Below are 26,105 nucleotides of genomic sequence, written 5' to 3' on the forward strand. Positions count from 1 at the left end.
GGGCGAGCAGATAGGTCGTCATGGCATGAAAAGCGACGAGCAGCCCGATCTGAACCAGCCCCGAAGGCCATGCCACCAGGAAAGATACCGGTGGCACCAACTCCTGAATGGCGAAAATCAACCAGGCGGCAAAGAACAGCCCCGGCTGGCGTATAATAGTCACGAATGCCTGTCGCCAGCTTTCGGCAAAGATATTGTAGGGCCGCGAGGAGGCAAAGAATCCGGCGATGCCGATACCCACCAGGATCACGAAAATGACCAGTGAAACCTCGATGGGCAGAGGAGGCATATGGGTTGCCCTAACGCAAGGCGCCGAAATGGAGCGCGGCTATCGGAATGAGATTACGCATCGGAACGACAATCCACAACCCGACTCTTGTTGGTTGAACGGGAACCGCGACGCGTATTGAAGGTCAATTGAACCTTCTTACGGCTAACCTCTCGACGCAGTCGTGACGAGGATTACGAGCTGCGCGTCGATAACAGGCCCTTGAGCCACCTCACCCCGTCTCTCATTTGCCTGCGTCCCAGCATCAGGGCCAGGAGGGCTACCACCAAATAGGAAATCGTGCTCGTACCCGGTACGGGACCAGGGATCTGCACCAGGGATACGTCGTCCAGACGCAAAGGCGATGTCAACAAGCCCGGCAAGTTCGTGAAGATCAGATTTGTTACACCAGCCGGCAAACTGACGGTAAGTGTATAAAGATTATAGCCGCCCAAACCAATGACCGTAATGCCATAGGTTAAATTGTAAGTCGCCCCCCCTATCTGGACACTGAAATTCAAAGTCCCAAGAGAAAGAGACAATTGCGGCGCCAGATAGAAGCTCAATTGATAAGTACCAGCGGTAGGAATATTGATGGATTGCGAAATCGTTCCGCCGCCGGTGGCAATCGTGCCATAGAAACTCCCGCTATGCGCGGGTGGGTTGGTAGGAAGTATTCCACCCTCTTGCGTTCTCGTGGACCCTCCAGCGTATGTCCACCCCGTCGTCGTCTCGAAGCCGCCATTCGTAATGAGCTGGGCTCGGGCCTGTGCAAGCAGGATTGGCGAAACAATCAGGGCGAACGCCAGAAGCAACGGCCCCCATGCCTTGAGCAGAAATTTCATGCCACTCTCCCGGCGCCAGTCCCCACGTCAGGTTGGGTGATAGGTTAAACCAAGCCCGGCCAATCAACAATCGCATTGAGATCGCGGCCCGTCCCAGGAGACGATCTCAAGACCTCATTGGGCGGGGCTGAGGCTACGTAGCACCCTGTGTTCGTCCGATCTCAGCAGATCCTCGAAATAGGCGATCGTCCTGGCCAGGCCCTCGCGAAGGCCGACAGAAGGAGCCCAGTCCAGAAGCGCGCGCGCCTTGGCAATATCGGGCTGGCGCTGGCGCGGATCGTCCGCCGGCAAAGGCCGAAAGTTGAGCCGGGACGCCGAACCCGTCAGTTCGATGATGAGTTCGGCGAGTTCCCGGACGGTCATCTCCACGGGATTGCCGATATTGACCGGTCCGTGAATATCGGCCGGCGTCGCCATCATGCGAATGAGCGCTTCGATCAGGTCGTCGACATAGCAGAACGATCGCGTCTGCCCGCCATCGCCATAGATGCTGATATCCTGGTTGCACAGGGCCTGGACGATGAAGTTCGACACCACCCGCCCGTCATCGGGCTGCATGCGCGGACCATAGGTGTTGAAGATCCTTACGACCTTGGCCGGGACGTCGTATTGTCGAATATAATCGAAGAACAAGGTCTCGGCGCAGCGCTTGCCCTCGTCATAGCAGGAACGCGCCCCGATCGGATTGACGTTCCCCCAATAATCTTCCGCTTGAGGATGGATGTGCGGATCGCCATAGACTTCGGAGGTGGAGGCCTGCAGAACCTTGATCTTCAGGCGCCGCGCCAGGTCCAGCACATTGATGGCGCCCAGCACATTCGTCTTGGTCGTCTGGACCGGATCGAACTGATAATGCTTCGGCGAAGCCGGGCAGGCCAGATTGTAGATCTCGTCGGTTTCGACATGGAGGGGTGTCGTAATGTCGTGTTGCAACAGCTTGAAAGAAGCCTTGCCGAGAAGTTGATCCACGTTGCGACGTGAGCCGGTGAAGAAGTTATCGACACAAATAACTTCTTTGTTTTCCTTCAGCAGGCGCTCGCATAGATGCGAGCCGAGAAAGCCGGCACCGCCTGTCACCAAGACGCTCCTCACAGGCGCATTCCTGTCCGTCTCGTGAGCGTGAAGCCGTGATTCAAGACCTTCATGACCAAGAAAACTATCGATTTTTGCGGAGTCGTCAAATCCCGTGGCGAACCTTGCCTGGTCGCTTGTCGGCGCCGCCCTCCCCTTTTGCTCGCCTGAACACCTCTTGCAATGGCTCAAACGGGGCTGTCATGCCGGGCGAAATGACTTAATAAGCCCCTCGTCGATCATCCTCGTTCAACAACGGCCAAAACAGACGAGCCTGGAGTACAATACGGCGATGGGCGTTCTTCGCGCACAGATCTCCAGGCTGGTGAAGCGGGTGCTGGCCCGGCACGGGCTGCTCCTGATCAGGGCCGGAGCCAAATTCGGTCACGACCCCTGGGCCGACATCCAGCATCTTGCCGAGGCTTGGCGCTATCCCATTGCCACCGTCTTCGATGTCGGGGCCAATGATGGCGAGACGGCGGTCCTCGCCCTCCGCAAATTCCCCGACGCGAAAATCGTCAGCCTCGAACCGCATCCGGACACGTTCGGCATCCTGATGCAGCGGCTCGGCAGGCAGGACCGGTTTACCGGCGTCAATACCGCGCTGGGAGTGCAGACCGGCACCGTCGACATGTTCGAATACCCCTCTTCGAAGATCAACAGTCTCAGCGACCGCGCGCAATATGCGCTGCGCTACCCGCAAGACGCCAAGCGGATCAGCGTGCGATCGACGACTCTCGACGCCTATTGCGAGCACAATGGCTTTGGTACGGTCGATATCCTCAAGCTCGACACCGAAGGTTTCGACCACACGGTTCTCCAAGGCGGCCGAGCCATGCTGGAACGGCGGGCCATCAAATTCATCTATGTGGAATTCAACGACCTGCAGCCCAAGGAGAATGCGGTGGGGGGCGATCTGATCTCCATCGATTCGCTCCTGCGGCCGCATGGCTACCGCTTCATTGCGTCCTACAACGATTATATCGTCACCGAAGGCGAGATGTTCTGCGTCTCCAACGCGCTTTTCGCTCTTCCTCCGGTCGCGTGACTTTCGCCAAGAATCGGCGCGTGACCGTCATCAGAACCGGATGACTGTCGATAGCGGCCCGTCCGGTCTCCGACGTATTTTCGAGCTTCCAAAGCAGCCACTACGCCAGAACCGAATATGCGAGGCGGTCGCGCTACGCCATACAAGCGAGCGGCTCTGAGGCAACCGATCCCGCCGCGGGCAGTTGCCACTTCCGCTCGGGCCATGCTAGTCCTGCCCTGAGGGGATACGGCATCTTTCACCGTACTGGATAGCGCAATGCACCAGAGTCGTGGCCTTCTGCTTACAATTACTTGGATTGTTTTTGCGATAATCGGCCTGGCCCTCGGCGGCGGAGGGATCTGGCTGCTGATCCTGGGTGGGTCCCCCTATTATGTCGTCGCCGGGCTGTTGATGCTGGTGACAGCCTTCCTGCTCGCCAGGCGGCACTCTTCGGCCCTCGTCGTCTATGCCCTTCTCTTGCTGGGCACGCTCATCTGGGCGGTGTGGGAATCCGGCTTCGATTTCTGGCTGCTGGCGCCAAGGGGCGATATTTTCGCGCCGCTTGGCCTGTGGCTGCTCCTGCCCTTCGTCTCGCGCCCCTTACGCTCACCCGCAACAGACAGGGTGAGCCTGGCGGCCCGCGCGCCCCTCATCGTCGCGCTTCTGGCCTGTGCCGGCGTTCTCGGCTATTCGCTCACGCAGGATCCCCAGAGCTTTGCAGGCAACCTGCCGCCGGCCGCTTCGCCAGCCCCCGTCGCCGCCGATGCCGCAAGCCTGCCCGACGGCGACTGGCCGGCCTATGGCCGGACCCAGTTCGGCAACCGTTATTCGCCACTCACCCAGATCACACCGCAAAACGTCTCGCAGCTGAAAGTGGCGTGGACCTTTCGCACCGGCGATCTCAAGGGCCCGAACGATCCAGGCGAACTGACCAACCAGGTCACGCCGATCAAGATCAAGGACACGCTCTATCTGTGTTCGCCCCATCAGATCCTGTTTGCGCTCGATGCAACCACGGGCAAGCAGAAATGGAAGTTCGATCCCAAGATCGCCTACGACAAGACCTATCAGCACATGACCTGCCGCGGCGTCTCCTATCTCGAGACCAAGGCCGACGCCCGCACTTCCGACGGCACTCCGCCACCGGCGGAATGTCCGACACGCATCTTCCTGCCGACCAATGACGGAAGGCTGTTCGCGGTCGACGCCCAGACGGGCGCGCCCTGCGCACAATTCGGCAAGAACGGCTCGATCGACCTGATGGAAGGCATGGGCGTCACCCAGCGCGGCTTCTATTACGTGACCTCCCCGCCCGTGGTGACCGACAAGATCGTGATGGTTACCGGTTCGGTGATCGACAATTATTCGGCCACCGTGCCCTCAGGCGTGTTCCGGGGCTTCGACGTCCATACCGGCAAGCTGGTCTGGGCTTTCGACGCAGGCAATGACGATCCCAACCAGATGCCGTCGGCGACGCATAAATTCATCGACGCCTCTCCCAATTCCTGGATCGTGTCGTCCTACGACCCCAAGCTGAACCTGGTCTATATCCCGACCGGCGTGCAGACCCCCGATATCTGGGGCGGCAACCGCACGCCGGCGAGCGAGCGCTACGCTTCGTCCATCGTCGCCCTCAACGCCGATACGGGCAAGCTCGCCTGGTCCTACCAGACCGTCCATCACGATTTGTGGGACATGGACGTCCCCTCCCAGCCGAGCATCGTCGACCTCGCCAGGCCTGATGGCAGCGTGGTGCCGGCCCTCTATGTCCCAACCAAGACGGGCAATATCTTCGTACTCGACAGGCGTGACGGCAAGCCGATCGTGCCGGTTGAGGAGCGGCCCGTACCGCAGGGTGCGGCGCCGGGTGACCGGGTATCGCCGACGCAGCCCTTCTCCGCACTGACCTTCCGCCCCGAACAGAAGCTGACCGATGCGGACATGTGGGGTGCCACCATGTTCGACCAGCTTGCCTGCCGGATCATGTTCAAGCGCCTGCGCTATGAAGGAACCTTCACGCCGCCTTCGCAGCAGGGAACGCTGGTTTTCCCGGGCAATCTCGGTGTCTTCGAATGGGGCGGCATCGCCGTCGATCCGGTGCGCCAGGTCGCGATCGCCAACCCGATCTACCTGCCTTTCGTATCCAAGCTGATCCCGCGGGGGCCGAACAACCCGGCAACCCCCGATGCCAGCCTGCCTTCAGGTACCGAGCAGGGCGTGCAGCCCCAGTTTGGGGTTCCCTTCGGCGTGACCATCAATCCGCTGCTGTCACCGGTCGGCTTTCCCTGCAAGCAACCCTCCTGGGGCTTCATCGCCGGTATCGACCTGAAGACCAACAAGATCATCTGGATGCACCGCAATGGCACCATTCGGGACGTATCGCCGATCCCCCTGCCCTTGAAGATCGGCATGCCGGGCCTTGGCGGTCCCATCGTCACGGCCGGCGGCGTGGCCTTCATGACCTATACGATGGACAATTTCATCCGCGCCTATGACGTGACCACCGGCAACCAGCTGTGGGAGGATCATTTGCCCGCCGGCGGACAGTCCACGCCGATGAGCTATGAGATCGGCGGCAAGCAATATGTCGTCACCATGGCCGGCGGCCATGGTTCGTTCGGCACCACGATGGGGGATTATCTGATCGCCTACAGCCTGCCGTAATGTCGATTGAAGGCTGATATTACCCAGCAGCCGATCCGACATTCCGACTTTGTTTCACGCCGGAGCAGGCTGGCCCAGGGCTGAGAGCTTTGCAAAAAAGCCTGCGGATTCCTCCAGCATGTCCGCATAATAGGCGGCATAATCGCGATAGAAGGCCGTGTTCGCGCTGTCGGCGCGGATGGGCTCGCCCACTGTCTTCACGAAGCCACGCGCCGTCGCCGCGATGTCGTCGAACAGGCCCACCGCCTTGCCGGCGACGATGGCGCTACCGAGCGTGCCGAACTCGTCACGGTCGAGCCTGCCATAGCTGAGCCCCAATATGTCGGCCTTGATCTGGCGGAAGGTCTGGCTGCGGGCCCCGCCACCGATGCCGGTGATGCGGGTCGGCACGAGATCGGGCGCGAGCGTCTTCACCGAGCGCAGATAGAGAAGATATTCATAGCCGATGGCCTCCATGACGGCCCGGACCATGTGGGATTTCTCGTGGCGCCAGGTCAGGCCGATGAAGGCACCGCGCATGTCGGTATTGTTGGGCGTGTTGCGCCCGCCCAGATGCGGCAGGAAGATCAGCTTGTCCGCGCCGGGCGGTGCGGCTTCGGCGAGGCGCCCAAGCTCGTCATAGGGATTGCGTCCATCGTTTTCCCAACCGGCCTTCTCGGCATGACAGATCGCATCGCGGAACCAGCGCAGGTTGAGACCGCCGCCGGCGACATAGGCCATGGCGTAGTAGAGGCCCGGCACCACATGCGGGCAGGTCATCAGGGCCTGATAGGTGGTATCGGTGGCGAAGGTGTCGAGCACGATCGAGAAGACCGAAGCCGTGCCGGCAGCGTCATAGATCATGCCGGGCTCGACAATACCGCCTCCCAGGACATTGGCTGCCTGGTCGCCGCAACCCGCGGCAATTGGCGTTCCCTGTCGGAGACCGGTCGCCTCTGCGGCCGCGTGCGTCAGCCTGCCGACAACGTCCCAAGGTTCGACGATGCGCGGGAGCTTGGTGGTATCGAGACCGAAATCGGCAAGCAGGCCTTCGTTCCAACGACAATTGGCCGTATCGGCAAAGGCCGAGAAGTTGAGATAGGTCCGGTCGATGAAGGCGTCATCGCCCTTGAGCCCTGCCAGGCGACCGGCAACATAGGCTGCCGGCTGGACGAAGGCGCGGACGCGCGACCAGATCTCGGGAAATTCATGTTTCCAGTAAAGGATCTTGGGCCCGTGATTATAGGATGGCGCGCAGCCGGAGGCCCGCAGGATCTCCATGCCGCGCTCCTTCAACCGAGGCAGATAGCCGGCACAGCGATTATCGAGCCAGGAATCGTAGTGCGTGGGGGCATTCCAGTCGGCATCGATCGTGCAGACGCCTCCCATCTGGCCGTCGAGGGCGATCGCCACGACATCCGAAGGGTTCACGCCGCCCGTTTCCATCGCCGCGCGAATGGTGCGATGGACCGAGCCTTCGATATCGTCGGGCCGTTGCTCGACCCAGCCGGGCCTGGGATAGATCAGCACCGATTCCTCGAAAGCCGAGCCCAACAGCTTCCCTGTTTCGTCATAGATGCCGGTCTTGGTGCCGGTCGTGCCGATATCGATGCCGATCACGGCCTTTGCCATGGCGTCTCTCCCTGATTTGGCGCGGGCAGGTTCGGCCCGCCATGTTTCGTATCTCTAGCCCGTTACGGGCCGGCGTATGGTCGCGTCCGATCAACCGCGCAAAGCGTGGGACGCAGCGCCGTTGAGAAGGCGCCGTTCATCCCCCAGTGACCAGCGGACCGGCTGACCCTCCTGACGCAGGTCACTCACCGGCGTCACCGGCAGGTCGAGCAGGGCGGGATAGATGGCGATCTTGCCCGAGACCTTGCCCGCATTGACCGCTTCGAGTGCATCCGGCAGGGCGCCAAGCCCCGCCACTGCTTCCAGATTGCCCGAGAGTTCGAGCGAGCCTTCGACCACGCGATCGAGAACGGCAAGCTGGTCGGCGACCGTGCACCCGGTGGAACCGGTGATGCGCGCATTGACGCTGGAGACCAGACCGAGTGGCAAGGCGCAAGGCTGGCCGAAGGGCATGCCGGCGAACAGCACGAGCATGCCGTCGGGCCGCATCAGCCTTGCGCCCCGCTCGATCACCGCGACCTCCGGCGCAACCACCACCACATCGTCACAGCCTTCAGGCGCCAGCCGGGCGACGCAGGCCTCAACCTCGCCGTCCTCGATCACCACCAGCGTCTTGCCATGCTGGCGGGCAAGCGGTGCGAAGTCATCCTCCAACGCCTTGAGGCGAGCGCCCTTGCGCGAGGTGGCGATGATCGTCGCCGGCCCATCCTTCAGCTCCAAGGCACGATGGGTGTGGATGCGGCCCATGGCGCCGCCCGCCCCCAGCACCAGGGCAGTACCGCCTGCGCGCAGTTCGAAGCGCGTGCGAGCGGGCACAAAGGCTTCGGATAGCGAGGGGCCGGGCGCGCCGAGAAAGGAGAGTTCGTGATAATGAATGCGTGCGGCATCGAGGATGACGCTCTCGCGCCCCAACCCTGCTCCGACCAGGACCATCAGGCCGCCCTTGGCAAGGCAGCCCGCCAGCCGGGCCGTCGCCTCCGCATCGATCGGGCCTGCGAGGATGATATCGTCATAGCTCGCCTGCCCGGCCTCCGAGGCCGCGAAGGCCTCCAGGCTGGCATGGCACACCACCGTCGCCGCGCCGCCCACCCAGGCATGCGCGGCCCCGCCGGCTCCGACCAGGACAATCTCGCCATCCGGCGCCGGCAGATCGAAGCGCGTCCCCGGCACGGTCTCCACCACCAATAGGCGGCCGCCCGGTTTCAGGCCTGTGCGGCAATTGGGGCGATAGGCCGCTTCCACACAGGCATAGGGCTCCAGCATGGCGATGGTCGCGGCGCTGATATCGGCGGGCACCGGAAAGACATAAGGCCCCTCGCCTGCCAGTACGCGCGCGTCGAGGCGGATAAATTCGGCGAAGGCACCCGGAAGATCCATGCCGACGGTGCGGCGCCTGCCCTCGACCATGATGGCCGGCTGCAGGCCGAGCCGGTCGCCGGGCCGGAACCGATCGCGCCAATTGGCCCCGGCGTCGACGATCGTCAGAGCCATCTCGTGCCCGAGCACGGCAGGGCTGTCGGCAAGGTCGCGATCGGCAAACAGGGGATGGGCCTTGCCCATGCGGATGATCTTGATGTCCGAAGAGCAGATGCAGACGGCGTCGATGCGGGCGACCACCTCGTCCGGCCCGGCCGGTGCCTGCGGTTCATCGACATAGCGCCCGCCCATGCCGATATCGCGGATGGCGCCACCGGCAAAGGGCCAGCTCCGGTTGAGGGCTGGCAGGCCGGAGAGCACGGCATTCTGGGAAAGGGCAGTACGGCGCATGGGATACTCGCTTATTTCAATCGGCTTCTGGCGATGACGCCATCGGTGTAATCGAGGCGCTCCAAGGCCTTGTCGTGATCCTGGAGGGCCACCAGCGCATAGAGCGCATCCATGGCGGTGAGCTGAGCCATCTTGGAGACCATCGATTCATACATGCCTTCGCCGCCCGTCGGTTCGGGTGCGGCGCCTGGCAGGGTCAGCACGGCGTCCGCATGCCTGGCGAGGGGCGAGCCGCCGGCGGATGTGATGGCGATGGTGGGCATGCCCAAAGCCTTCGCCTCGCGTAGCGCCTCGACCGTACTTTTGGTGCGGCCGCTGTCGCTGATGCCGATGGCGACGGCGCGCCCAGCCAGGCCCGCCACCGAGAACATCTGGATATTGGCATCGCGGTTGAAGATGCAGGCCTTGCCGATGCGCAGGAAACGCATGACGCCATTTTCGGCGGCAAGGAGCGAGGATCCGACCGCGAAGAACACGATGGTGTGGTGCTCTGAAACCAGGAGCGCCGCCTTCCACAATTCGGTGGGATCCAGCGTCATCGTGGCGCCGGTGATAATCTCGGCCTGGCGACGGGACACCTTGGCGATGATCGCCGCAGCATCGTCCCCTGGCGCAATGCCTTCATAAACCTCGTGCTCGGCCGCCCTGCCCCGGGCCGCTTTGCGCGTCAGCCCTTCGGCCAGCATGATGCGGAACTCTTGATAGGAGTCGGCGCCGACCAGGCGCACGAAACGGCTGACGGAGGACTGGGAGACGCCGGCTTCTTCAGCCAACTCCTTGATGCTCATGGCCTTGGCATCGGCCGTCCTGTCGAGCACGAAATCGGCGATGCGCCTCAGGGTTGGATTGAGCCCGCCACGCAGAGCGTTGATGCGTCGCGTAATCTCCGTTTGCGGTCCCTGCACAGGTCACTCCCAAAACCGTTCGTCGGGCGCTCTGCTTAGCATCATTCGGAGCCCTCGCCTCTGAAAGTAACTTTCTTTCTTTGTATCTTGCAAGGAAATTTCCTTCTAGACACCCAGGTCCGCGGATGCTAGCGTTTCAGCCCATCGAACTTCCCCACGAAGTGGGAAGCGGCAAGAAATTATGAGGGAGAAAGCTCGTGAAAAGACTATATTCCTGCCTGGCTGCGGCAGCCTTTGCCTTGTCGGCCGCCACTTTCAGTGGCCAGAGCGCGGCTCAGGAGCATAAGAGGACGTACTACTACGCCTCCCAATTACAGGGTCACCCCTATCTTCTCGATTCTCTACTTGGCATGGACTATGCCGCCAAGAAATTCGGCGTGAACATCGTCACGCTCGGTCCGCAGAGCTGGGATCCTGTGGCCCATGCGGAAGCTGTGGAGCAGGCCATCGCCAAGAAACCGGACGGCATCGTAACCACGCTGTGGGAGCCCGGCGCCGTCCCGGCGATCAAGCGCGCCATGAGCCAGGGCATCCCGGTGGTGGTGATCGAGGCCGTAACGCCCGACAGCGGCGCGCTGACCTTCGTTGGCCTCGACAATTACGAAGCAGGCGTCGACACCGCCAAGGAGTTGATCAAGCGGTCCGGCAAGACAGGCAAGCTGGTGGTTTCCGGCAATTGGGGCGCCTCCAACACGGACGCCAAGTTCAAGGGCCTGATGGACTACCTCAAGGCCAATTCGCAATGGGAGCTACTCGGCCGGGTCGACGACAAGGCGACCACCGAGACGGCAATCGACGCCGCCAAGACCATGTTCAACACCTATAAGGACATGACAGCCGTCATCGGGCTCGATTCCTCGTCCGGAACCGGCATCTGCCTGGCAGCCGAAGAGCTCGACAAGGACATCAAGCCGCTCACCGTCATCGTGCATGACCGCGAGGCGCCCGTCCTTGAATGCGTTCAGAGCGGCGACATCGATGCCACGATCGTCAACAAGACGGCGTTGCAGGCCTACATGGCGATCCAATTGCTCGAAGCCTACAACGACGAGAAGGTCGGCCTCGCCACCGTGCCGATCTCCAGCGACAACAAGGCAGCCGGCGTCATCCCCTTCCCGCAATACATCTACATGGGAACGCAGGTGATCGATAAGGACAACATCCAATACTTCCTGGCTGCCAACATGCCGAAGTTCAAATAGGGCAACGTCTGGCGGGTTCCCGTTCCATCATCCACGGAACCCGCTCCACCAGGCGAAAGCTCCCTGCCCTTCGCCCGCCCGCTTCTTCGCGAAGACCGCTTCGGATCATCAAGTCAGGAATACCAGCCATGGCGGACATCGTCCTCTCGCTGAAGGATGTCACCAAGTCGTTCGGTGCGGTGAAGGCGCTCGGCGGCATCAGCTTTTCCGTGCGACGCGGCGAGATCCACACCCTGCTTGGCGAAAACGGGGCCGGCAAGAGCACCACGCTTAAGATCATCAAGGGGGACGTCACCCCCAGTACCGGCACGGTGGTGATCGATGGCGAGACCGTCACCGAATTCCTGCCCTCGAATGCCGCCAGATACGGCATTGCCATGGTGCACCAGGAACTCGCCGTCTTCGAGAACATGACGGTGGCCGAGAATGTCTTCGTCGACAGTCCGCCGCTGTGCGGCGGGCTCGTGGACGTCACGGAGATGAACCGGCGCACGGCTGAACTCCTGGCGATGTTCGAACTCGACATCGACCCGCGCACCCGCGTGCTGGAACTCACCCCCAGCCAGCGCCAGATCATCGAGATCCTGAGGGCCGTGAACGTCGAGCGCAAGATCGTCATCCTCGACGAGCCGACCTCCGGCCTCAATGCACATGATTCAGGCATCCTCCTGAACCTCCTCGCCAGGCTCCGGGCCAAGGGGCAGACGATCCTGTTCGTCTCCCACCGCCTCGGCGACGTCATGCGCATCTCGGACCGCATCACTGTCCTGCGTGACGGCATGGTGGTGGAGACGCTCGTCAACCAGGGGCTGCAGGAAAGCGACCTCGTCAGCCGCATGGTGGGGCGCAAGCTGGCGGAAGTCCATCACCGCGACCGCCCGGCCAAGGCGAGCCAGGAGCCGGTCGTCTTCAAGGTCGAGGGCGCAATACGGCAGGACGGTTTCGAGGACGTCTCGCTGTCGCTGCGCCGCGGCGAGATCGTCGGCGTCTACGGTCTTGAAGGCTCCGGTACGGCCGAGCTTTCTCGCTCCCTCTTCGGCCTCGATCCGCTCGAAGGCGGGCGGATGGAAATTTCGGGCAAGGCGATTGCCTCGCCCGAGCCGCGCCGCATGATGGCGGCAGGCGTGTCCTATCTCAACGCCAACCGCAAGGATGCGGGGCTCTTCATGCAGCGCAGCGTTGCCGACAATGTTTCGGCGCCGGTGCTCCACCGCTTCGCGCGCTTCGGCTTTCTCAGTGAGAAGGGCCTGGTGGCGCAAGCCGCCGAAGCAATCAAGCGCTTCGCCATCCGGGTCGCCGGCACCAATGTGCCGCCGCGGGAACTTTCCGGTGGCAATCAGCAGAAGGTGATGCTGAGCGCCTGCCTTTCCTGCGACCCCGCGATCATGATCGTCAACGAGCCCACCCGCGGCGTCGATGTCGGCGCCAAAGTGGACGTGTATCGCGCGCTGACCGGCCTGGCCGACGAGGGGCGCAGCCTGCTGGTGTTCTCGTCCGAGCTACCGGAGATCCTGCTTCTCGCCGACCGCATCCTGGTAATGCGCGCCCGCAAGGTTGCGGGCTGGCTCACAGGCGCGGCGATGACGGAAGAGCAGGTCATGGCCCTGGCTGCCGGGAACAAGTGAGGATCGGGATGAGCCAGCAAGAGACAGCCCCGCTTGCCGCCGCCGCACCCGCGGCCCCTGCCCGGCGCCGCACCCGTCTGGGAACGATACCCTTCCTGGTGATCACCGTTGCGCTCTGCGCCTTTCTGGCCATCACGCGCGAGAACTTCCTGACGGCGAGCAATCTTTATTCGCTGGCCTTCGCCGTCTCGATCGAAGCGCTGGTCGTGCTCGCCTTCACCTATGTCATGGTGCTGCGCGAGATCGATCTTTCCGTCGGGGCTGTCTACGCCCTTTCCGGCGTCCTGTCGGGCTATCTCCTGCTGCAGGGCGCCCCGTTGCCGCTTGCCATTGCGCTGGCCCTCGGCGCCGCCGTCATTGTCGGCCTGGTCAACGGCTTCCTGGTCGTGCGCTTTCGCATCAATTCGCTGATGCTGACCATCGGCACCATGCTGATCGTGCGCGGCATCGTCGGCGTGATGACCACGACGCTGCGCGGCAACATCTTCCCGCGCGAATTTCGCAGCCTGGCCCGTCAGGCGTTTCTCGGCATCAACCTCACCATCATCGCCATGGCCGTCCTGGTCGTCGCCGCCCTGCTCTTCCAATGGCGCAGCGTGCTGTTCCGGCAGATGTGCTATATCGGCGAAAATCTGCAATCGGCAGCGATCTACGGCATACGCACGGGCCGTATCAAGATGCTTGCCTTCGCGGTGTCGAGCCTGATGGCCGGCATTGCGGGCATCTACACAGCCTCACGCATCACCCATGCCGATTCCAACATGGGCGTCGGGCTCGAATTCAGCATGATCACCGCCGCGGTGCTTGGTGGCGCCAGCCTCTATGGCGGACGCGGCAATGCCGCCGCATCGGTGCTCGGCCTCTTCCTGCTCGCCGTGATCATGAACGGCATGGCGATGTACGACATCGAACCCGTCTTCCAGCAATTCGTTGTGGGAGCCTTGCTGATCGCCACCGTCGCGGTCGACACGCTCCTCAATCGTCATCGCGTCTGAGGGAGACAGTCATGGCTGCCCGTTCCACCCCCCCCAAGACGATGCCCTTCCTGAAGCGCTGGCGACTGGAGCAGGAGGCGATCACGCTGGCCGTGGTCACCGCGCTCGTGCTGCTGCTGGTGCTGGGCACACCGGCCTTCCTCAACGCCAACAATCTCGACTCCCTGCAGACCAGCATGGCACCGAACATGATCATCGCCATCGGCATGATGGTGCTGTTCATCACCGGCCTGTTCGATCTGTCGGTCGGGGCGGTCATGGGCCTGTCCGGCATCGTCACGGCCTATGCGCTGTCGGCAGGTTACGGCATGGCTGGGGCCATTGTCTGCGGCCTCGCGGTCGGCGCTCTGATCGGCCTTGCCAACGGCGTTCTGGTCGCGGTTTTCAAGATCAACCACCTCATCGCCACGCTCGGCATGATGTACATGGTTCGCGGGCTGGTCGAGGTCGTGCTGATCGGCACCGGCCTCGGCGGTTTCACCGAATTTCCAGCGGCCTTCGCCTTGCTCGGCAACGGCCAGGTTTTCGGGATCTACGGCATGTTCATCTTCGCTTTGGCACTGGTGATCACGGGCGAGTTCATCTTGCGCCGTACCGTGCTCGGGCGCAGGCTCTATTTCCTCGGCGGCAATCCCGAAGCGGCCGGCATGATCGGCATCAACACCACGCGTCTGCGCATTGGCGCCTTTGTCTTCTCCGGCTTCATGGCGTCGCTGGCCGGCGTGCTGGTCACCGCCCGCATCGGCATGGCGAACCGCTATCTCGGCATCGGGCTGGAGATGAACATTATCATCGCGTGCCTCGTGGGCGGCGGCAGCATTGCGGGCGGCAAGGGCTCGTTGATCGGCGCCATGCTGGGCGTCGGCTTCATCAGCCTGATGACGAATGCCTTCAATCTCTTCGAGGTGCCCTCCGAATGGCAAAGCTCGGTGATCGGGCTCGTCCTCGTGATCGTCGTGGTGATCGATGCCATCATGCTGCTGCGCAAGCAGCGCCTGTCGTGGGCAACCCTATTTGGCCTGCGATCGCTCCACGCCGGGCGATAACCACCATGTCGCCAACATCGTCGATGGCGCGATGGATACATCCGGCGATCGCATATGGGGCCACAAGCCTCATCGACCGGCTCGGTTCCTGCCTGTTTGCGGCAAGGTTTTCCGCCCTGCATCGACACGCGGGCAAGCCTAGGCAACGGTGAGGACACCCAGGAGCACGAGCAGAAACAGGATCAACGCGATCCCGATCAAGACCCGGGCTCCCGTCGCGGCCGCTCCCGCAAGCGCAGGCATTCCCAGCAGGCTCGCCGCCGCCGCGACGATCAGTAAAATGAGGATCCAGTGGAGCATGATAGCACCTCCTTGACATGGCGCTATCGAACCTCATGAGCGGACTTTTGTTCCCCCGTGAAGGAAACCGCACTTGCTTCCATGGGATGGGACATCCGTGCATATCGGATAGATTGAGTTCTCCGGCTCCCGGAAGACGGCTCCGACTTGCCTGCATACCTCGGTAGCCACGTCGTTTACGTCCTGGACGCGTCGACCTCGCAAATTCGAAAGTGGAACGATCACCCCCGTGCGAGGTTCTTGCATTGTTGCAACCGGGGATATTGATCATGGCTGATTTGCTTAGAATTCTCGCGGCGGCCGGCATCGCTTTGTCCGTCACAGCCTGCGCGAGCGACAATCCGGGCGATCGCGCCGCTGGCGGAGCGGTCATCGGCGGTGTTGGTGGCGCTGCGGTGGGTGCTGCCGTCTCCAACCGTCATCCTGGACGCGGTGCGCTGATTGGTGGCGCCATCGGTGCCGTGGGAGGTGCCGCCGTGGGCGCCGCGACGACGCCACCCAGTGGCGAGCGCGGATGCGCCCGGGTCGGCTATGACGACTATGGCAACCGCGTGTGCACGGCCTATTACTGATGCAGCGATCCGGAGCTGCCCGCAGTTCCGGATCTCGATGCGCGCGGCCCTCTTCGACGGCGCGCTGTGCATTCCCGCCTGGCCAAAATCGAAAGGCCTCGATCGCGAGGCACCCTTGGCTTCGTGCCGGCAGGCCGCCAGCCCTTGCTGGCGATCATGGTCATGCTTCGACGCCGCCGCCTTGTCTCCGCCTTGTCTTGGAACAGCTCGCGTCCTGCTGACGTTGAAAGGCGCAACATTTTGGGTCGCAGTGCATTGCTTCGACGTTTCTTGGCATTGATTTACAGGCGAGCGACGGCGCAGGCGGGTCCGCATGAGAGCCCGCATACCTCCTCGCATGCCCAAATGCCCGCGACCTTGGTCGGGTTCATCATTTGGGTGTCGGGCCGACATCAGATCTGGATCGCCCTATGCGCCGTTTTGCTTTTTATCGCGGATACCGTGCCGCTCGAGATCCAGCGGCGCCTGGTCAATTCTGCCGTGAAGGGCGGCGATCTCTACGGCGTGCTGATGCTGGCGATCATCTTTGCTGCACTGACGTTTCTGCAGGGCCTGATCAAGATAGGCCTCAATCTCTATCGCAATTGGATCGGCGAGTCGGCGGTGCGGTGGCTCCGCAACGAGATCTCGCATGTTGCGCAACGCCCTGACTCGGTGCTGCCCTCAGGCAAGGCCGGAGGCGTCGAAATCGCCATGGTCGTGGCCGAAGTCGATCCGATCGGTGGCTTCGTCGGCGCGAGCCTATCCGACCCGATCCTCCAGATCGGCATCTTGTTGTCGGTGTTTGGCTACCTCATCTATCTCCAGCCGCTGATGGCGCTCGTCGGCATCCTCGTCTTTCTGCCGCAATGTTTCCTGGTGCCGCTGATGCAGGGCGCTATAAACCGGCGGGTGGGAGCGCGCATCTGGGTGTTACGCAAAATCAGCGTGATGCTGGTCGACACGGCCGAGCGCGACGAAACGACCAATCATTCCCAATCCAGGCGCGTGGACCAGGTATTCCGCCTGAACATGAGCATCTTCAGGCTCAAATTCGTGCTCAACTTCGCGATGAACTGGCTCAACTCCCTGGGAACGGCAATCATTCTGGGTATTGGCGGCTACCTCGTCGTCCAGGGCCGGACGGAGATCGGGACCGTCGTCGCCTTCGTCTCCGGGCTCGCCAAGATCAACGATCCCTGGAGCGATCTCGTGAACTGGTATCGCGACTATCGCGTCATCCAGGCCCGCTATCGCCTGGTGGCCAGTGCGATGCGCAATGCCGACACGTAGGCTGAAGCTCGCGAGCCCCCCGGCTCCCTTAGCCCAGGCTTCCTGTCACAACCGCAAGATTGACGAACTCCATACTACTGCGCGAGCTCGTGCATCAGTCTAAGATAGTGCTCTGCATGCTGGTAGTAGTTTTCGGCGGCGATAGCATCGCCGGCCATAGCCTCGGCCTGAGCCAGTGTCAGATAACGCTCATAGCGGCCATGCGCTGTTTGGAGCTTGTTCGAGCTTTTGCCGGCCGTCTTCGGTTCTGAGCGTCGCGGTTCAGCTAAGGATTTATGATTTATTTGCTGTTTACTTGTTTTCATCTGTGTGCCGAGCCATCATCGATGGCTCTTTCATATTGTTCTGGCGAGTGGGATCAGCCGAGTTGGTCGGCAATGATCTTGCGCAGTTCCTCACGGCTGAGGCCGCATGGTTCGGGTTGCCAGATCGAGCCGTGTGCCGAACGCGTTACCGGAACCGTGGTCGTGACGACGCGGGATTGCTCCCCCACTTTGGAGGGCTGGTTGACAGTGTTTTTCATGAGTTCCTCTGACGCAGCAACACGTCGTCGTGCGTCACTTGTGTAAAAATTGCTGGGTGCAGGTCACACGAAACGGCATACGGCAAAGGCCGCAGTCAAACCCGTCGTGATGTTTGAAAACTTCGGCGTCTCAAACGACACCGGATCCAAGCTGACCTTAACCAACGTTGTATCTATAGAGGGAAAATGTGGCTTTTTTTAAAGGCCCGCTCACCATGACGTAAAAGTAATAAACCACATCACGATAGAGGTCTATTATTTAGTATCCAAAGTACTCAAACACAATGATCCCATGAGCCAGAATCTGGATTTTTATATCTCCTCCAACATCGTGGCTTATAAATGCCTCACAGAAGCGAAGACCTACCTTAAAGAGAATGGCAGACATCATCTGGTTGCCGTCGCTGCCGAACGGGTGCCAAACCAGAGACGCTTGGGGTGAAATCGGGCGATTTGGCAACGCCCATCCATCGTTTACGGGGTGACGGCTTCCGAGACATCGGTGAGTTTGCTCATTCGCCCCTCGCCGGAACCATCATCCCCTCCTGGTGTTTCTCCCAAGGAGGTAACAGATGGCACCGACAATGTTCACCCGACCGATCGATATCGACGGCATTACCATCGGCGATGCCGATGCGGCCGCGGACTACCTGCTCAACAATTGGCCCGCTGACAGTGGCGAGCGCTATGACTTCGCCAAGCGCGTCTGCCTTGAAGCGATCGAGGGCAAGCGCGATCCCGAAGACGCCAGGGCGGCCTTCCTGCTCGCCGCGGAGGAAGCTGGGGTGATCCTCACATGACGAAGCCCGCCCGTCGGAACGAAATGCCCCCGCTGCAGTTCAGGTAGGCGGAGGATTGAAATGTACAACCGCGCTTGGCAGCGCCCGGTCGAACTCCAGACCTATATCGGAGACTACCGCATTGTCGGCTCGACAGACGAAGCCGTCATCTTCCTGCTGAAACACTGGCCCATCGACTCCGACGGGAAACCGGCGGCGGGACGTCAGGGCTTCCTGGATGCTCTTGAAGGAGCAGAATCCGTCGATGTTGCCCGAGCCGTGTTCATTGAGGCCTGTATTGAACTTGAAATGCATGTCGCCGGATGACGAGCGAACAGAAACCGAGTCCGCACCTGCAGGAACCAGATCGCCCCGCCGATGTTTGGTTCAAGGAGGTGCGCCATGAACATCGGTATCTGGAGTAGCCCTGTGAGGTTCGAGACCACTGTCGGACAGTTTCGGATCATTGCGTCGAGCGAAGAAGCTTCCGACTTCCTGCAGAACCATTGGCCGACCGAAGCCGGAGACAAGCATCTCCTTGCCAGGCGAGCCTGTCTCGATGCCCTGGCCGGATCAATCCCGGCCGATCTCGCCCGGAAGGCATTTATCGAAGCCTGTGACGAATCCGGCATGCAAGTCATGCACTGAAGGAGAGCACAATGCCTGATCCGAAGGAGCCGAAGCCAGCCACCCCATCCCCGACGGAGAGCCCGCCGCCCATGCCGGAGCCAAATCCGCCGCCCCCGAACGAGATACCGATTGTGCCACCGCCACCAGGGAATACACCGATCGCGCCGGACGTCCCGAACCCGCCCGAGATGCCCCCTCTGGTTGATCCAAAACAGGTGTGACCTGAAGGCGCTTTTGCCAGCGCCAGCCAAATAAGTTCGGACACGACCTACTTTCGTGCTAGGGTGCCGCCTATGGTACGACGCTATAATCTTCGTAAGGAAGACGACGGCAAGTGGACCGTGTTCGATATCTTCACGGGCTTGGCGGCAGTAATCGACGACTTCGAAGTGATAGGTTTCGAGGTAGACGAGGCTGGAGATCTTCTCGAAAAGCTCAACACAGCTGATGTGGAGCGTCGGCGGCAAGCCGGCATGCTGTAACTTCATGCAATATATCGTAACCATCAGCCTGTTTCCGGGCCGATGGGCGAGAGGAATATTATGGACACCCTGCCTTGGAGTCGACCGGTCCAATTTGAGATCGATGCCGGCCAATACCGCATTCTCGTCTCGACCGAAGAGGCATCGCATTTTCTGCTGAACGACTGGCCCACAATAAGGGGACCGCGGCTCATCGACGCTCGGCGCGTTTGCCTCGATGTCATGGCAGGCATGGACGAACCCGATAATGCCAGAACGGCTTTCGTCGCGGCCTGCAAGGAAGCCGACATGCGCGTGATGCCGTGAAGGAGATTGGGATGCCCGCTTCGAAGCGCCGAAAACCATTCGACGGCCCATTCCGCGGGGCCCGGAAGAAGGGGTCCGGCGTCGAGAAGACGCCACCGGACGAAACACCGCTCGTGCCACCGAAGGTCGACTACCCTGCACAGGCCGATGATAGACCTTTCCTGGAGCCTCACCCACGGTCTGCCAAGAGGAGGAAGGGTGGAGTTGACCGGATGCATGTCCTTTGACGGCAGCTTGGTGCGCTGGAGACAATCTGTCGTGCTCAACGCCATTTTCAGAAGGCTGCAGGCGGCTTTTGCGGAACCGCCCGGCACATTGAGGATGACCGGCAATGCAAGGCCCGATACATTCCTCGCCAAAGAGTGACGTCGCCTGGATAAAAACCTAGGACGGTGTCCTGAGCGGCCCGGCCGCCGAGGTCGCTGTGATCAACATTGGCCGGGCCGCCTCGACCGATCTCACCATCAGCCGAACGAAACGCCGAATGCTTTCGGGTGGATCGTTTCGCGCCCACCAAACATGTTTCCAGGTCCTTTGTTCCGCAATTCGTGCGGCGGCCCGGCATAGCTTTCTCTGGCAGGGAACGCTGGCCGGGCCGCCTCGTCAGCAACATCCCATTGCTGAAGCGCGAAGCACGCCGTGGTACTGTCGCGGGGAGAGAACAGCAAAACCCGCAGATAGGTTCCGTCTCGACCCGATTTCACCCAAGCACCTGAAATCGTGTTCCGAATGCAGGCGAGAAAATTGCCAGGGACTATTTCAACGAGCGATCCTCTCGCTCAATCGATCAAGTCCGTCTTTGGCTCCGAGCTCAAGGGCCGAACCGGCTTTCATCTTGCAGCATGATTGCTGCAGGAGCCGCAAGTCTCAGGCCAGGGGCATTATCGATCGAACGGCCCATGCCCCTTTGTAATCGAGACCTTCATTCTCATCCAAAGTCGCCGCAACGGGTGTCAGCACCAACTGAGTGTTGGCGATGGCAACCACCACGTCGTCGGAAGTATGAGCGAGAACACGGCCGATCAGCGGTTCTCCTACCCCCGGCACAAGGGTGATCGGAGCGCCTTCATAAAAATCCGGTTGGCTATGGCCGGGGGCGGCAGAGAACGTGACGAGACTTCCCACCGTAAGGGGGTCGGGAATTTCGGAGACCATGGGTGCGATCCTTCCGGGCGCCATGAACAATCTTCAAGCGATGTGACGAGCCTGCATGGCTACCGCTGCGTCGCGCTCAGTCTCCACTCTCAAATTCAGCACGCGCGGCTAGCGCGTCGAAGTGTTCGGCTTCGAAGATCTGAGGTATTTTGCCGGGATCCCGAATTGCCGAAAAATCCGTGAGCGGGTCTGGATGGGCCTTGGCCTGCCGATACCGCATCACGGCCTCCTTCAAGCTGATATCATGGCCTTCGAAACTGACGGTCTCTTCGGGATCGTAATCGAACATTGAGGTCATCGCCCCTACTCCCTCCAATCCTCCAACCCACGAACGGCTCGAAAGATCCGGCAGTGACCATAGCCAGTTCGTCGCGGCACCATTGCTCGATGACGGCTTCTTGATTTCGCGTGGGGTGAGACAGGGCTTCACCTCACCGCCGGCATGGGCGATCCTAAGCCGCGCGAAACTTTCGGCGTCGTCGCTGGTTCGACAAAACGACTCGATCGGGAATGTTCCATGTCAAAAACTGATTGTCCGCCACCGCGGGCGACCTACCGTTTACAGTTGAATTCCCGCTTCAATTTCGCGGCGGTCGAAGCAATAGCCCCCTATCTCGCCCAATTGGGAGTGAGCCACGTCTATGCCTCCCCTTTCTTGAAAGCGAGGCCGGGCAGCAGCCATGGCTATGATATCGTCGACCATTCCACCCTCAATCCCGAACTCGGTTCGAAAGAAGATTTCGACCACATGACGCAGGTGCTACGCGCCCAAGGGCTGGGTCTCATCCTCGATTTCGTCCCGAACCATATGGGTGTGAACGGCGCCGACAATCCGTACTGGCTCGATGTGCTCGAATGGGGGCAGGGCTCGGCCTACGCCGGCTGGTTCGACATCGACTGGCAGCCGGAGCCTTCGCATCTCAAGGGCAAGGTGCTGATCCCCGTCCTCGGCGACCAGTACGGCGCAGTGCTTGCCGGTGGCGGGCTGGAGCTACGCTTGGATGCCGCCGCCGGGGAGATCGCCGTTTGGGCTCATGGCGCCCACAAGCTTCCCATCCATCCGGGACATTATGGCCGCATCCTTGGGAGCGATCATGCCGAGCTCGATAAACTGAGCGATGCCTTCTCCCATCTCGAAGGGTTCCATCCGCATGAACTGCGCAGGGCCGCGCAACTCAAGGCCGATCTTGCCGGCCTGGTTGCGGGAGATTCCAAAGTGGCGGAGGCCGTGGCCGAGCGTCTGCGGCATTTCGCCGGCATCGCCGGAGAGCTGGAGAGCTGGCGGCCACTCGACCGACTGATTGCCGACCAGCATTGGCGCGTGGCCTATTTCCGGGTGGCGGCCGACGACATCAATTATCGCCGCTTCTTCAATATCAGCGATCTTGCCGGACTGCGCATCGAGCATGAGGAATTGTTCGACCACACCCATCGTCTGGTCTTCGAGTTGATCGCCAAGGGCGTGCTCGATGGGCTGCGCATCGACCACATCGACGGGTTGCTGGATCCCAAGACCTACTGCCGGCGCCTGCGCGAAAAAGCGCCGCGGCCAATCTATCTGGTGGTCGAGAAGATCCTCGGAGCGGGCGAGGAACTGCGCGAAGATTGGCATGCCGACGGCACCACCGGCTACGAATTCGCCAACCTTCTCACCAATCTATTGGTCGACCCGAACGGCCAGGCGCGGCTCGACGAACTCTATCACCGCTTCGGCGGTGAGAGGCGCAGCTTCAAAGCCATCAGCCGCGAGTGCAAGCTGGCCATCATGGAAGACGAGATGGCCGGCGAACTCGGCGGGCTTGCGCGCGAGGCAGCCCGCATCGCTCGCTCCAATCCACGCACCGCCGATTTCACCCGCAATGTCCTGCAGCGTGCGCTCAGAGAAATCGTCGCCGGGTTTCGGGTCTATCGGACCTATGTCGACATGGACGGCGCCAGCCCTGCCGACCTGCAGGAACTCGAAAGTGCCTTCACCCATGCACGGCGCTCCGGGGCTGGCATAGACCGCTCGGTATTCGACTTCCTGTTCTCGCTGCTCAGCACCCAGGCGGTTGCAAGGCCCGGAAGCGGTTTCAGCCGGCAGGACGTGATGCGTTTTGCCATGCGGTTCCAGCAATATACCGGGCCGATCATGGCCAAGGGTGTCGAGGACACCGCCTTCTATCGCTATAACCGGTTCATTGCCGCCAACGAAGTCGGGGGCCATCCCGATCATCTCGGCGCCAGCGTCAACGCCTTCCATGCCGCCAATCTCGCTCGCCGCCCGGGCGCCATGCTCGCGACTTCGACGCATGATACCAAGCGCGGCGAGGACTGCCGGGCTCGCCTTGCCGTTCTCAGTGAAATTGCCTCGGATTTCGCCGAAGCCAGTACCCGTTGGCGTGCCATGCTCGGCGGCGGCGAGGCCGAGCCTGATGGCAACGACATCTTCCTGTTCTTCCAATTGCTCGGCGGCGCCTGGCCTACAGGCCTGCTCCCTGAAGACATGAGCCAGCTCGAACGTTTCCAGGAGCGCATCCAAGCTGCCATGCTGAAATCGGTGCGCGAGGCCAAGGTTCACACGAATTGGGCCGCACCTGACGAAGCCTATGAAAAGGCCCTGCACGACTACATTGCCGCCGCTTTCGCAAACCAGGATTTTCTTGCCGACTTCATCGCCTTCGAAAAGCGCGTCATCGAGCTCGGTGCCTCCAATAGTTTCGTGCAAACCGTATTGAAGTTCACCGTGCCCGGCGTGCCCGATATCTACCAGGGTGCCGAAGCCTTCGATCTCAGCATGGTCGATCCTGATAATCGCCGTCCCGTCGACTGGGACTGGCTCACCAGGCGCCTGAAGGACATCGGGCCGATCGCACGGGACGATCTTCTCGACGGCAGTGCCAAATTGGCGACCACCGCCAACCTGCTTGACCTGCGCCGCCGACATGAAGCCTTGTTCACACAAGGTGACTATCGGCCCATCGCGATGGCAAACGATCGCTTCATTGCCTTCTCGCGGCAGCATGGCGATTGTGCCTTCGTCGTCGTGGCAGCCCGGTTCCCATGCCGCGGTCCCATCGATGGCTTTCTACCCCTCGCCCATCATTACCCCGTCTATGGCGAAATACTCTCCGGACGCCAGATCACACCTGGAAAGGAAGGCATCGACCTTGCGATGCTCCTGGCAGAGTTGCCCGCCGCCGTACTGGTAGCGCAGACGCCACCGGCAGTTCGGCAATCGCAGCCATGACCATGCCGTCGAACCGCTACGAACCACGCTTCGGCCCTGTCCTGCGCAACGGCAGGGTGTTGTTTCGCCTCTGGGCACCAAAGCAACGCCGGGTCGGCCTGCAATTGGAGCAGAGAGCCTATTCGATGCAAAGCCACGGCGGCTGGCATAGCCTGTCGGTGGCCGCCGACTTTGGTGCCCGATATCGCTTTGTGCTGGAGGACGGCGTGATGGTGCCGGATCCGGCGAGCCGCTTCCAACCCGAGGACATTCATGGCCCGAGCGAACTGATCGACCCCGCGGCCTATCGCTGGCGCAATTCGGGTTGGCGGGGACGTGCCTGGCATGAAACGGTGCTTTATGAACTTCATATCGGCACCTTCACGCCGGAAGGCACTTTTTCCAGCGCCGCCAAACGGTTGGGCTATCTCAAGGAACTGGGGGTGACCGCCATCCAGCTCATGCCGGTGGCCGATTTCCCGGGGCGACGCAACTGGGGCTATGACGGCGTCCTTCCCTTCGCGCCGGATGCGGCCTATGGCCGGCCGGAGCAACTGAAGGCCTTCATCGATGAGGCCCATGGCCTCGGCCTCTCTGTGCTGCTCGACGTCGTCTACAATCACTACGGCGCCGAGGGTAACTATCTGCCGCTCTATGCTCCCATCTTTACCGAGCGCCACCGGACGCCGTGGGGGCCGGCCATCAATTATGATGACGAAGGATCTACAGAGATCCGGGCCTTCACCATCGAGAACGTGCTCTATTGGCTGGAGGAGTTCCACCTGGACGGATTGCGTTTCGATGCCGTGCACGAAATACGCGATGCTGGGGCATTCCACCTCCTTGCCGAAATTCGTGCCGCGGTCGGCTCCGCCATAGGCAATCGGCCTGTTCATCTCGTGTTGGAAAACGAAGAGAACAGCGCCGAATGGCTCGATCGGCCAAGAGGCGGAACACCCGCTTTCACCGCGCAGTGGAACGATGATGTCCATCACGGCTTGCATGTGGCCGTGACCGGCGAGGATGCAGGCTATTATGCGGACTATGCCCGCCGGCCCGAACTGCTGGGCCGCGCATTGGCGCAGGGCTTTGCCTTCCAGGGCGAGACGATGGCCTATCGCGGCAGCAGCCGTGGGCAGCCATCGGCCCATTTGCCGCCGGACGCTTTCGTCTCTTTCCTGCAGAATCACGATCAGATCGGCAATCGCGCCTTTGGCGGTCGCATCCATCACCATCATCCGCTCGGGGCCGTCAAGGCTGCTGCGGCAGCCTATCTCCTGGCACCGCAGATCCCCATGCTGTTCCAGGGCGAGGAGTGGGCCGCGTCCACGCCGTTTACCTTCTTCTGCGATGTCGAGGGCGAACTGGCCGACGCCGTGCGCAAGGGACGGCGCGACGAATTCTCGCGATTTCCCGAATACGCCGACCCGCAGGTGCGCGAAACGATTCCCGATCCGGTCAGCGAGCAGACCTTCCGTTCCGCCAAATTGCTTTGGCCGGAACGCAAGGTTACCCCGCATGCCGACATGCTTGGCTGGTACCGGCGGATCTTGTCGGTTCGCGCCGCGAGGATCGTGCCACTCATACCGACCCTCCCGCAGGCCGGACGCTACCGCGTCGGGGAGAATGGGATCGTCGATGTTCTTTGGCAGAGCACGAACGAAACGATGCTCCGCGTCGTTCTTAATCTCGGCGACATGCCCAAACGGATGCAGGAGGCCATCAAAGGGCAACCCATCTGGATCGAGGGTCACTGGAAAGGCGCAACTCTCGGCGCCTGGACCACGATTTGGACGATTGAAACGCCGAATGAACCTGCCTGAACGTGATTGTACTGTGGGAAGGCTGG

General features: G+C 61.4%; 28 protein-coding genes. 17 read left to right on the forward strand and 11 right to left on the reverse strand.

Going from position 1 to position 26,105, the window contains the following annotated elements:
• The 3 genes from AB4037_RS30345 to AB4037_RS30355 form a co-directional block, all read right to left on the reverse strand.
• Positions 1–289: hypothetical protein (locus tag AB4037_RS30345; protein ID WP_441774039.1), on the reverse strand; the 289-nt coding region annotated here is incomplete at its 3' end.
• A 173-nt stretch (positions 290–462) separates the two neighbouring features.
• A complete protein-coding gene (locus AB4037_RS30350) occupies positions 463–1,113 on the reverse strand; it encodes a hypothetical protein (protein ID WP_441774040.1) in 651 nt (216 codons plus the stop codon).
• Positions 1,114–1,227: 114 nt separating this feature from the next.
• On the reverse strand, positions 1,228–2,190 hold the full coding sequence (locus AB4037_RS30355) for a UDP-glucuronic acid decarboxylase family protein (RefSeq protein WP_441774041.1): 963 nt from the start codon (positions 2,188–2,190) through the stop codon (positions 1,228–1,230).
• 286 nt (positions 2,191–2,476) lie between these two features.
• Here AB4037_RS30355 and AB4037_RS30360 point away from each other — a divergent pair, with 286 nt between their 5' ends.
• Both AB4037_RS30360 and AB4037_RS30365 read left to right on the forward strand, forming a co-directional pair.
• Positions 2,477–3,232, forward strand: a complete 756-nt coding sequence (locus tag AB4037_RS30360) for an FkbM family methyltransferase (RefSeq protein WP_441774042.1) — start codon at positions 2,477–2,479, stop codon at positions 3,230–3,232.
• A gap of 258 nt (positions 3,233–3,490) precedes the next feature.
• Positions 3,491–5,878, forward strand: coding sequence for a glucose/quinate/shikimate family membrane-bound PQQ-dependent dehydrogenase (locus AB4037_RS30365; protein ID WP_441774043.1), 2,388 nt, complete (start codon positions 3,491–3,493; stop codon positions 5,876–5,878).
• 54 nt (positions 5,879–5,932) lie between these two features.
• On the opposite strand, the gene AB4037_RS30370 is transcribed toward AB4037_RS30365, so the two are convergent.
• The 3 genes from AB4037_RS30370 to AB4037_RS30380 all read right to left on the reverse strand — a co-directional run bounded on the left by AB4037_RS30370 (position 5,933) and on the right by AB4037_RS30380 (position 10,161).
• Positions 5,933–7,489, reverse strand: coding sequence for an FGGY-family carbohydrate kinase (locus AB4037_RS30370; protein WP_441774044.1), 1,557 nt, complete (start codon positions 7,487–7,489; stop codon positions 5,933–5,935).
• A 90-nt stretch (positions 7,490–7,579) separates the two neighbouring features.
• Positions 7,580–9,256, reverse strand: a complete 1,677-nt coding sequence (locus AB4037_RS30375; RefSeq protein WP_441774045.1) for an alcohol dehydrogenase catalytic domain-containing protein — start codon at positions 9,254–9,256, stop codon at positions 7,580–7,582.
• Positions 9,257–9,267: 11 nt separating this feature from the next.
• Positions 9,268–10,161 carry a MurR/RpiR family transcriptional regulator gene (locus AB4037_RS30380; RefSeq protein ID WP_434961071.1) on the reverse strand — a complete coding sequence of 298 codons (894 nt, stop codon included), beginning with the start codon at positions 10,159–10,161 and terminating at the stop codon, positions 9,268–9,270.
• 197 nt (positions 10,162–10,358) lie between these two features.
• On the opposite strand from AB4037_RS30380, the gene AB4037_RS30385 reads away from it, so the two are divergent.
• From AB4037_RS30385 to AB4037_RS30400, 4 genes are all read left to right on the forward strand, one after another.
• Positions 10,359–11,363, forward strand: a complete 1,005-nt coding sequence (locus tag AB4037_RS30385) for a substrate-binding domain-containing protein (RefSeq protein WP_441774046.1) — start codon at positions 10,359–10,361, stop codon at positions 11,361–11,363.
• A gap of 128 nt (positions 11,364–11,491) precedes the next feature.
• The gene (locus AB4037_RS30390; protein ID WP_441774047.1) at positions 11,492–12,988 is read left to right on the forward strand and encodes a sugar ABC transporter ATP-binding protein; all 1,497 of its coding nucleotides are present in this window, start codon (positions 11,492–11,494) and stop codon (positions 12,986–12,988) included.
• 8 nt (positions 12,989–12,996) lie between these two features.
• On the forward strand, positions 12,997–13,983 hold the full coding sequence (locus tag AB4037_RS30395; protein WP_441774048.1) for an ABC transporter permease: 987 nt from the start codon (positions 12,997–12,999) through the stop codon (positions 13,981–13,983).
• A gap of 11 nt (positions 13,984–13,994) precedes the next feature.
• The gene (locus AB4037_RS30400; protein ID WP_441774049.1) at positions 13,995–15,029 is read left to right on the forward strand and encodes an ABC transporter permease; all 1,035 of its coding nucleotides are present in this window, start codon (positions 13,995–13,997) and stop codon (positions 15,027–15,029) included.
• Between the two features lie 138 nt (positions 15,030–15,167).
• Here the strand turns inward: AB4037_RS30400 and AB4037_RS30405 are convergent, their stop codons facing one another.
• A complete protein-coding gene (locus AB4037_RS30405; RefSeq protein ID WP_149250000.1) occupies positions 15,168–15,329 on the reverse strand; it encodes a DUF1328 family protein in 162 nt (53 codons plus the stop codon).
• 269 nt (positions 15,330–15,598) lie between these two features.
• Here AB4037_RS30405 and AB4037_RS30410 point away from each other — a divergent pair, with 269 nt between their 5' ends.
• Together AB4037_RS30410 and AB4037_RS30415 are read left to right on the forward strand one after the other, a co-directional pair.
• The gene (locus AB4037_RS30410; RefSeq protein WP_434961076.1) at positions 15,599–15,901 is read left to right on the forward strand and encodes a YMGG-like glycine zipper-containing protein; all 303 of its coding nucleotides are present in this window, start codon (positions 15,599–15,601) and stop codon (positions 15,899–15,901) included.
• A 345-nt stretch (positions 15,902–16,246) separates the two neighbouring features.
• Positions 16,247–17,173: an ABC transporter transmembrane domain-containing protein gene (locus AB4037_RS30415; protein WP_441774050.1), complete on the forward strand. Its 927-nt coding sequence runs from the start codon at positions 16,247–16,249 to the stop codon at positions 17,171–17,173.
• A gap of 74 nt (positions 17,174–17,247) precedes the next feature.
• Here the strand turns inward: AB4037_RS30415 and AB4037_RS30420 are convergent, their stop codons facing one another.
• Entirely contained in the window at positions 17,248–17,478 is a 231-nt protein-coding gene (locus AB4037_RS30420; RefSeq protein WP_441774051.1) for a DUF4167 domain-containing protein, read from the reverse strand.
• Between the two features lie 53 nt (positions 17,479–17,531).
• Positions 17,532–17,696 (reverse strand): hypothetical protein, encoded by a 165-nt coding sequence (locus AB4037_RS30425; RefSeq protein ID WP_441774052.1) that lies wholly within the window; start codon positions 17,694–17,696, stop codon positions 17,532–17,534.
• A 292-nt stretch (positions 17,697–17,988) separates the two neighbouring features.
• On the opposite strand from AB4037_RS30425, the gene AB4037_RS30430 reads away from it, so the two are divergent.
• The 7 genes from AB4037_RS30430 (at position 17,989) to AB4037_RS30460 (ending at position 20,259) form a co-directional block, all read left to right on the forward strand.
• The gene (locus AB4037_RS30430; protein WP_441774053.1) at positions 17,989–18,138 is read left to right on the forward strand and encodes a hypothetical protein; all 150 of its coding nucleotides are present in this window, start codon (positions 17,989–17,991) and stop codon (positions 18,136–18,138) included.
• Positions 18,139–18,268: 130 nt separating this feature from the next.
• Positions 18,269–18,496: a DUF982 domain-containing protein gene (locus AB4037_RS30435; RefSeq protein ID WP_434961081.1), complete on the forward strand. Its 228-nt coding sequence runs from the start codon at positions 18,269–18,271 to the stop codon at positions 18,494–18,496.
• A gap of 60 nt (positions 18,497–18,556) precedes the next feature.
• Positions 18,557–18,802 carry a DUF982 domain-containing protein gene (locus AB4037_RS30440; RefSeq protein WP_434961082.1) on the forward strand — a complete coding sequence of 82 codons (246 nt, stop codon included), beginning with the start codon at positions 18,557–18,559 and terminating at the stop codon, positions 18,800–18,802.
• Positions 18,803–18,877: 75 nt separating this feature from the next.
• Positions 18,878–19,123, forward strand: coding sequence for a DUF982 domain-containing protein (locus tag AB4037_RS30445; RefSeq protein WP_434961083.1), 246 nt, complete (start codon positions 18,878–18,880; stop codon positions 19,121–19,123).
• Positions 19,124–19,398: 275 nt separating this feature from the next.
• Entirely contained in the window at positions 19,399–19,587 is a 189-nt protein-coding gene (locus AB4037_RS30450) for a hypothetical protein (protein WP_434961084.1), read from the forward strand.
• 60 nt (positions 19,588–19,647) lie between these two features.
• Positions 19,648–19,893, forward strand: coding sequence for a DUF982 domain-containing protein (locus AB4037_RS30455; RefSeq protein WP_434961085.1), 246 nt, complete (start codon positions 19,648–19,650; stop codon positions 19,891–19,893).
• 216 nt (positions 19,894–20,109) lie between these two features.
• A complete protein-coding gene (locus AB4037_RS30460) occupies positions 20,110–20,259 on the forward strand; it encodes a hypothetical protein (RefSeq protein WP_441774054.1) in 150 nt (49 codons plus the stop codon).
• Positions 20,260–20,760: 501 nt separating this feature from the next.
• Here the strand turns inward: AB4037_RS30460 and AB4037_RS30465 are convergent.
• Positions 20,761–21,048, reverse strand: a complete 288-nt coding sequence (locus AB4037_RS30465; RefSeq protein WP_441774055.1) for a hypothetical protein — start codon at positions 21,046–21,048, stop codon at positions 20,761–20,763.
• Positions 21,049–21,124: 76 nt separating this feature from the next.
• Positions 21,125–21,346 (reverse strand): hypothetical protein, encoded by a 222-nt coding sequence (locus AB4037_RS30470; protein WP_441774056.1) that lies wholly within the window; start codon positions 21,344–21,346, stop codon positions 21,125–21,127.
• 219 nt (positions 21,347–21,565) lie between these two features.
• Here AB4037_RS30470 and treY point away from each other — a divergent pair, with 219 nt between their 5' ends.
• A complete protein-coding gene (gene treY / locus AB4037_RS30475; protein WP_441774057.1) occupies positions 21,566–24,277 on the forward strand; it encodes a malto-oligosyltrehalose synthase in 2,712 nt (903 codons plus the stop codon).
• Entirely contained in the window at positions 24,274–26,079 is a 1,806-nt protein-coding gene (gene treZ / locus AB4037_RS30480; RefSeq protein WP_441774058.1) for a malto-oligosyltrehalose trehalohydrolase, read from the forward strand. Before treY ends, treZ begins: the two co-directional genes overlap by 4 nt.
• The last annotated feature ends 26 nt before the right edge of the window (positions 26,080–26,105 follow it).

Source organism: Labrys sp. KB_33_2 (genome assembly GCF_052114505.1).
Classification (GTDB): domain Bacteria; phylum Pseudomonadota; class Alphaproteobacteria; order Rhizobiales; family Labraceae; genus Labrys.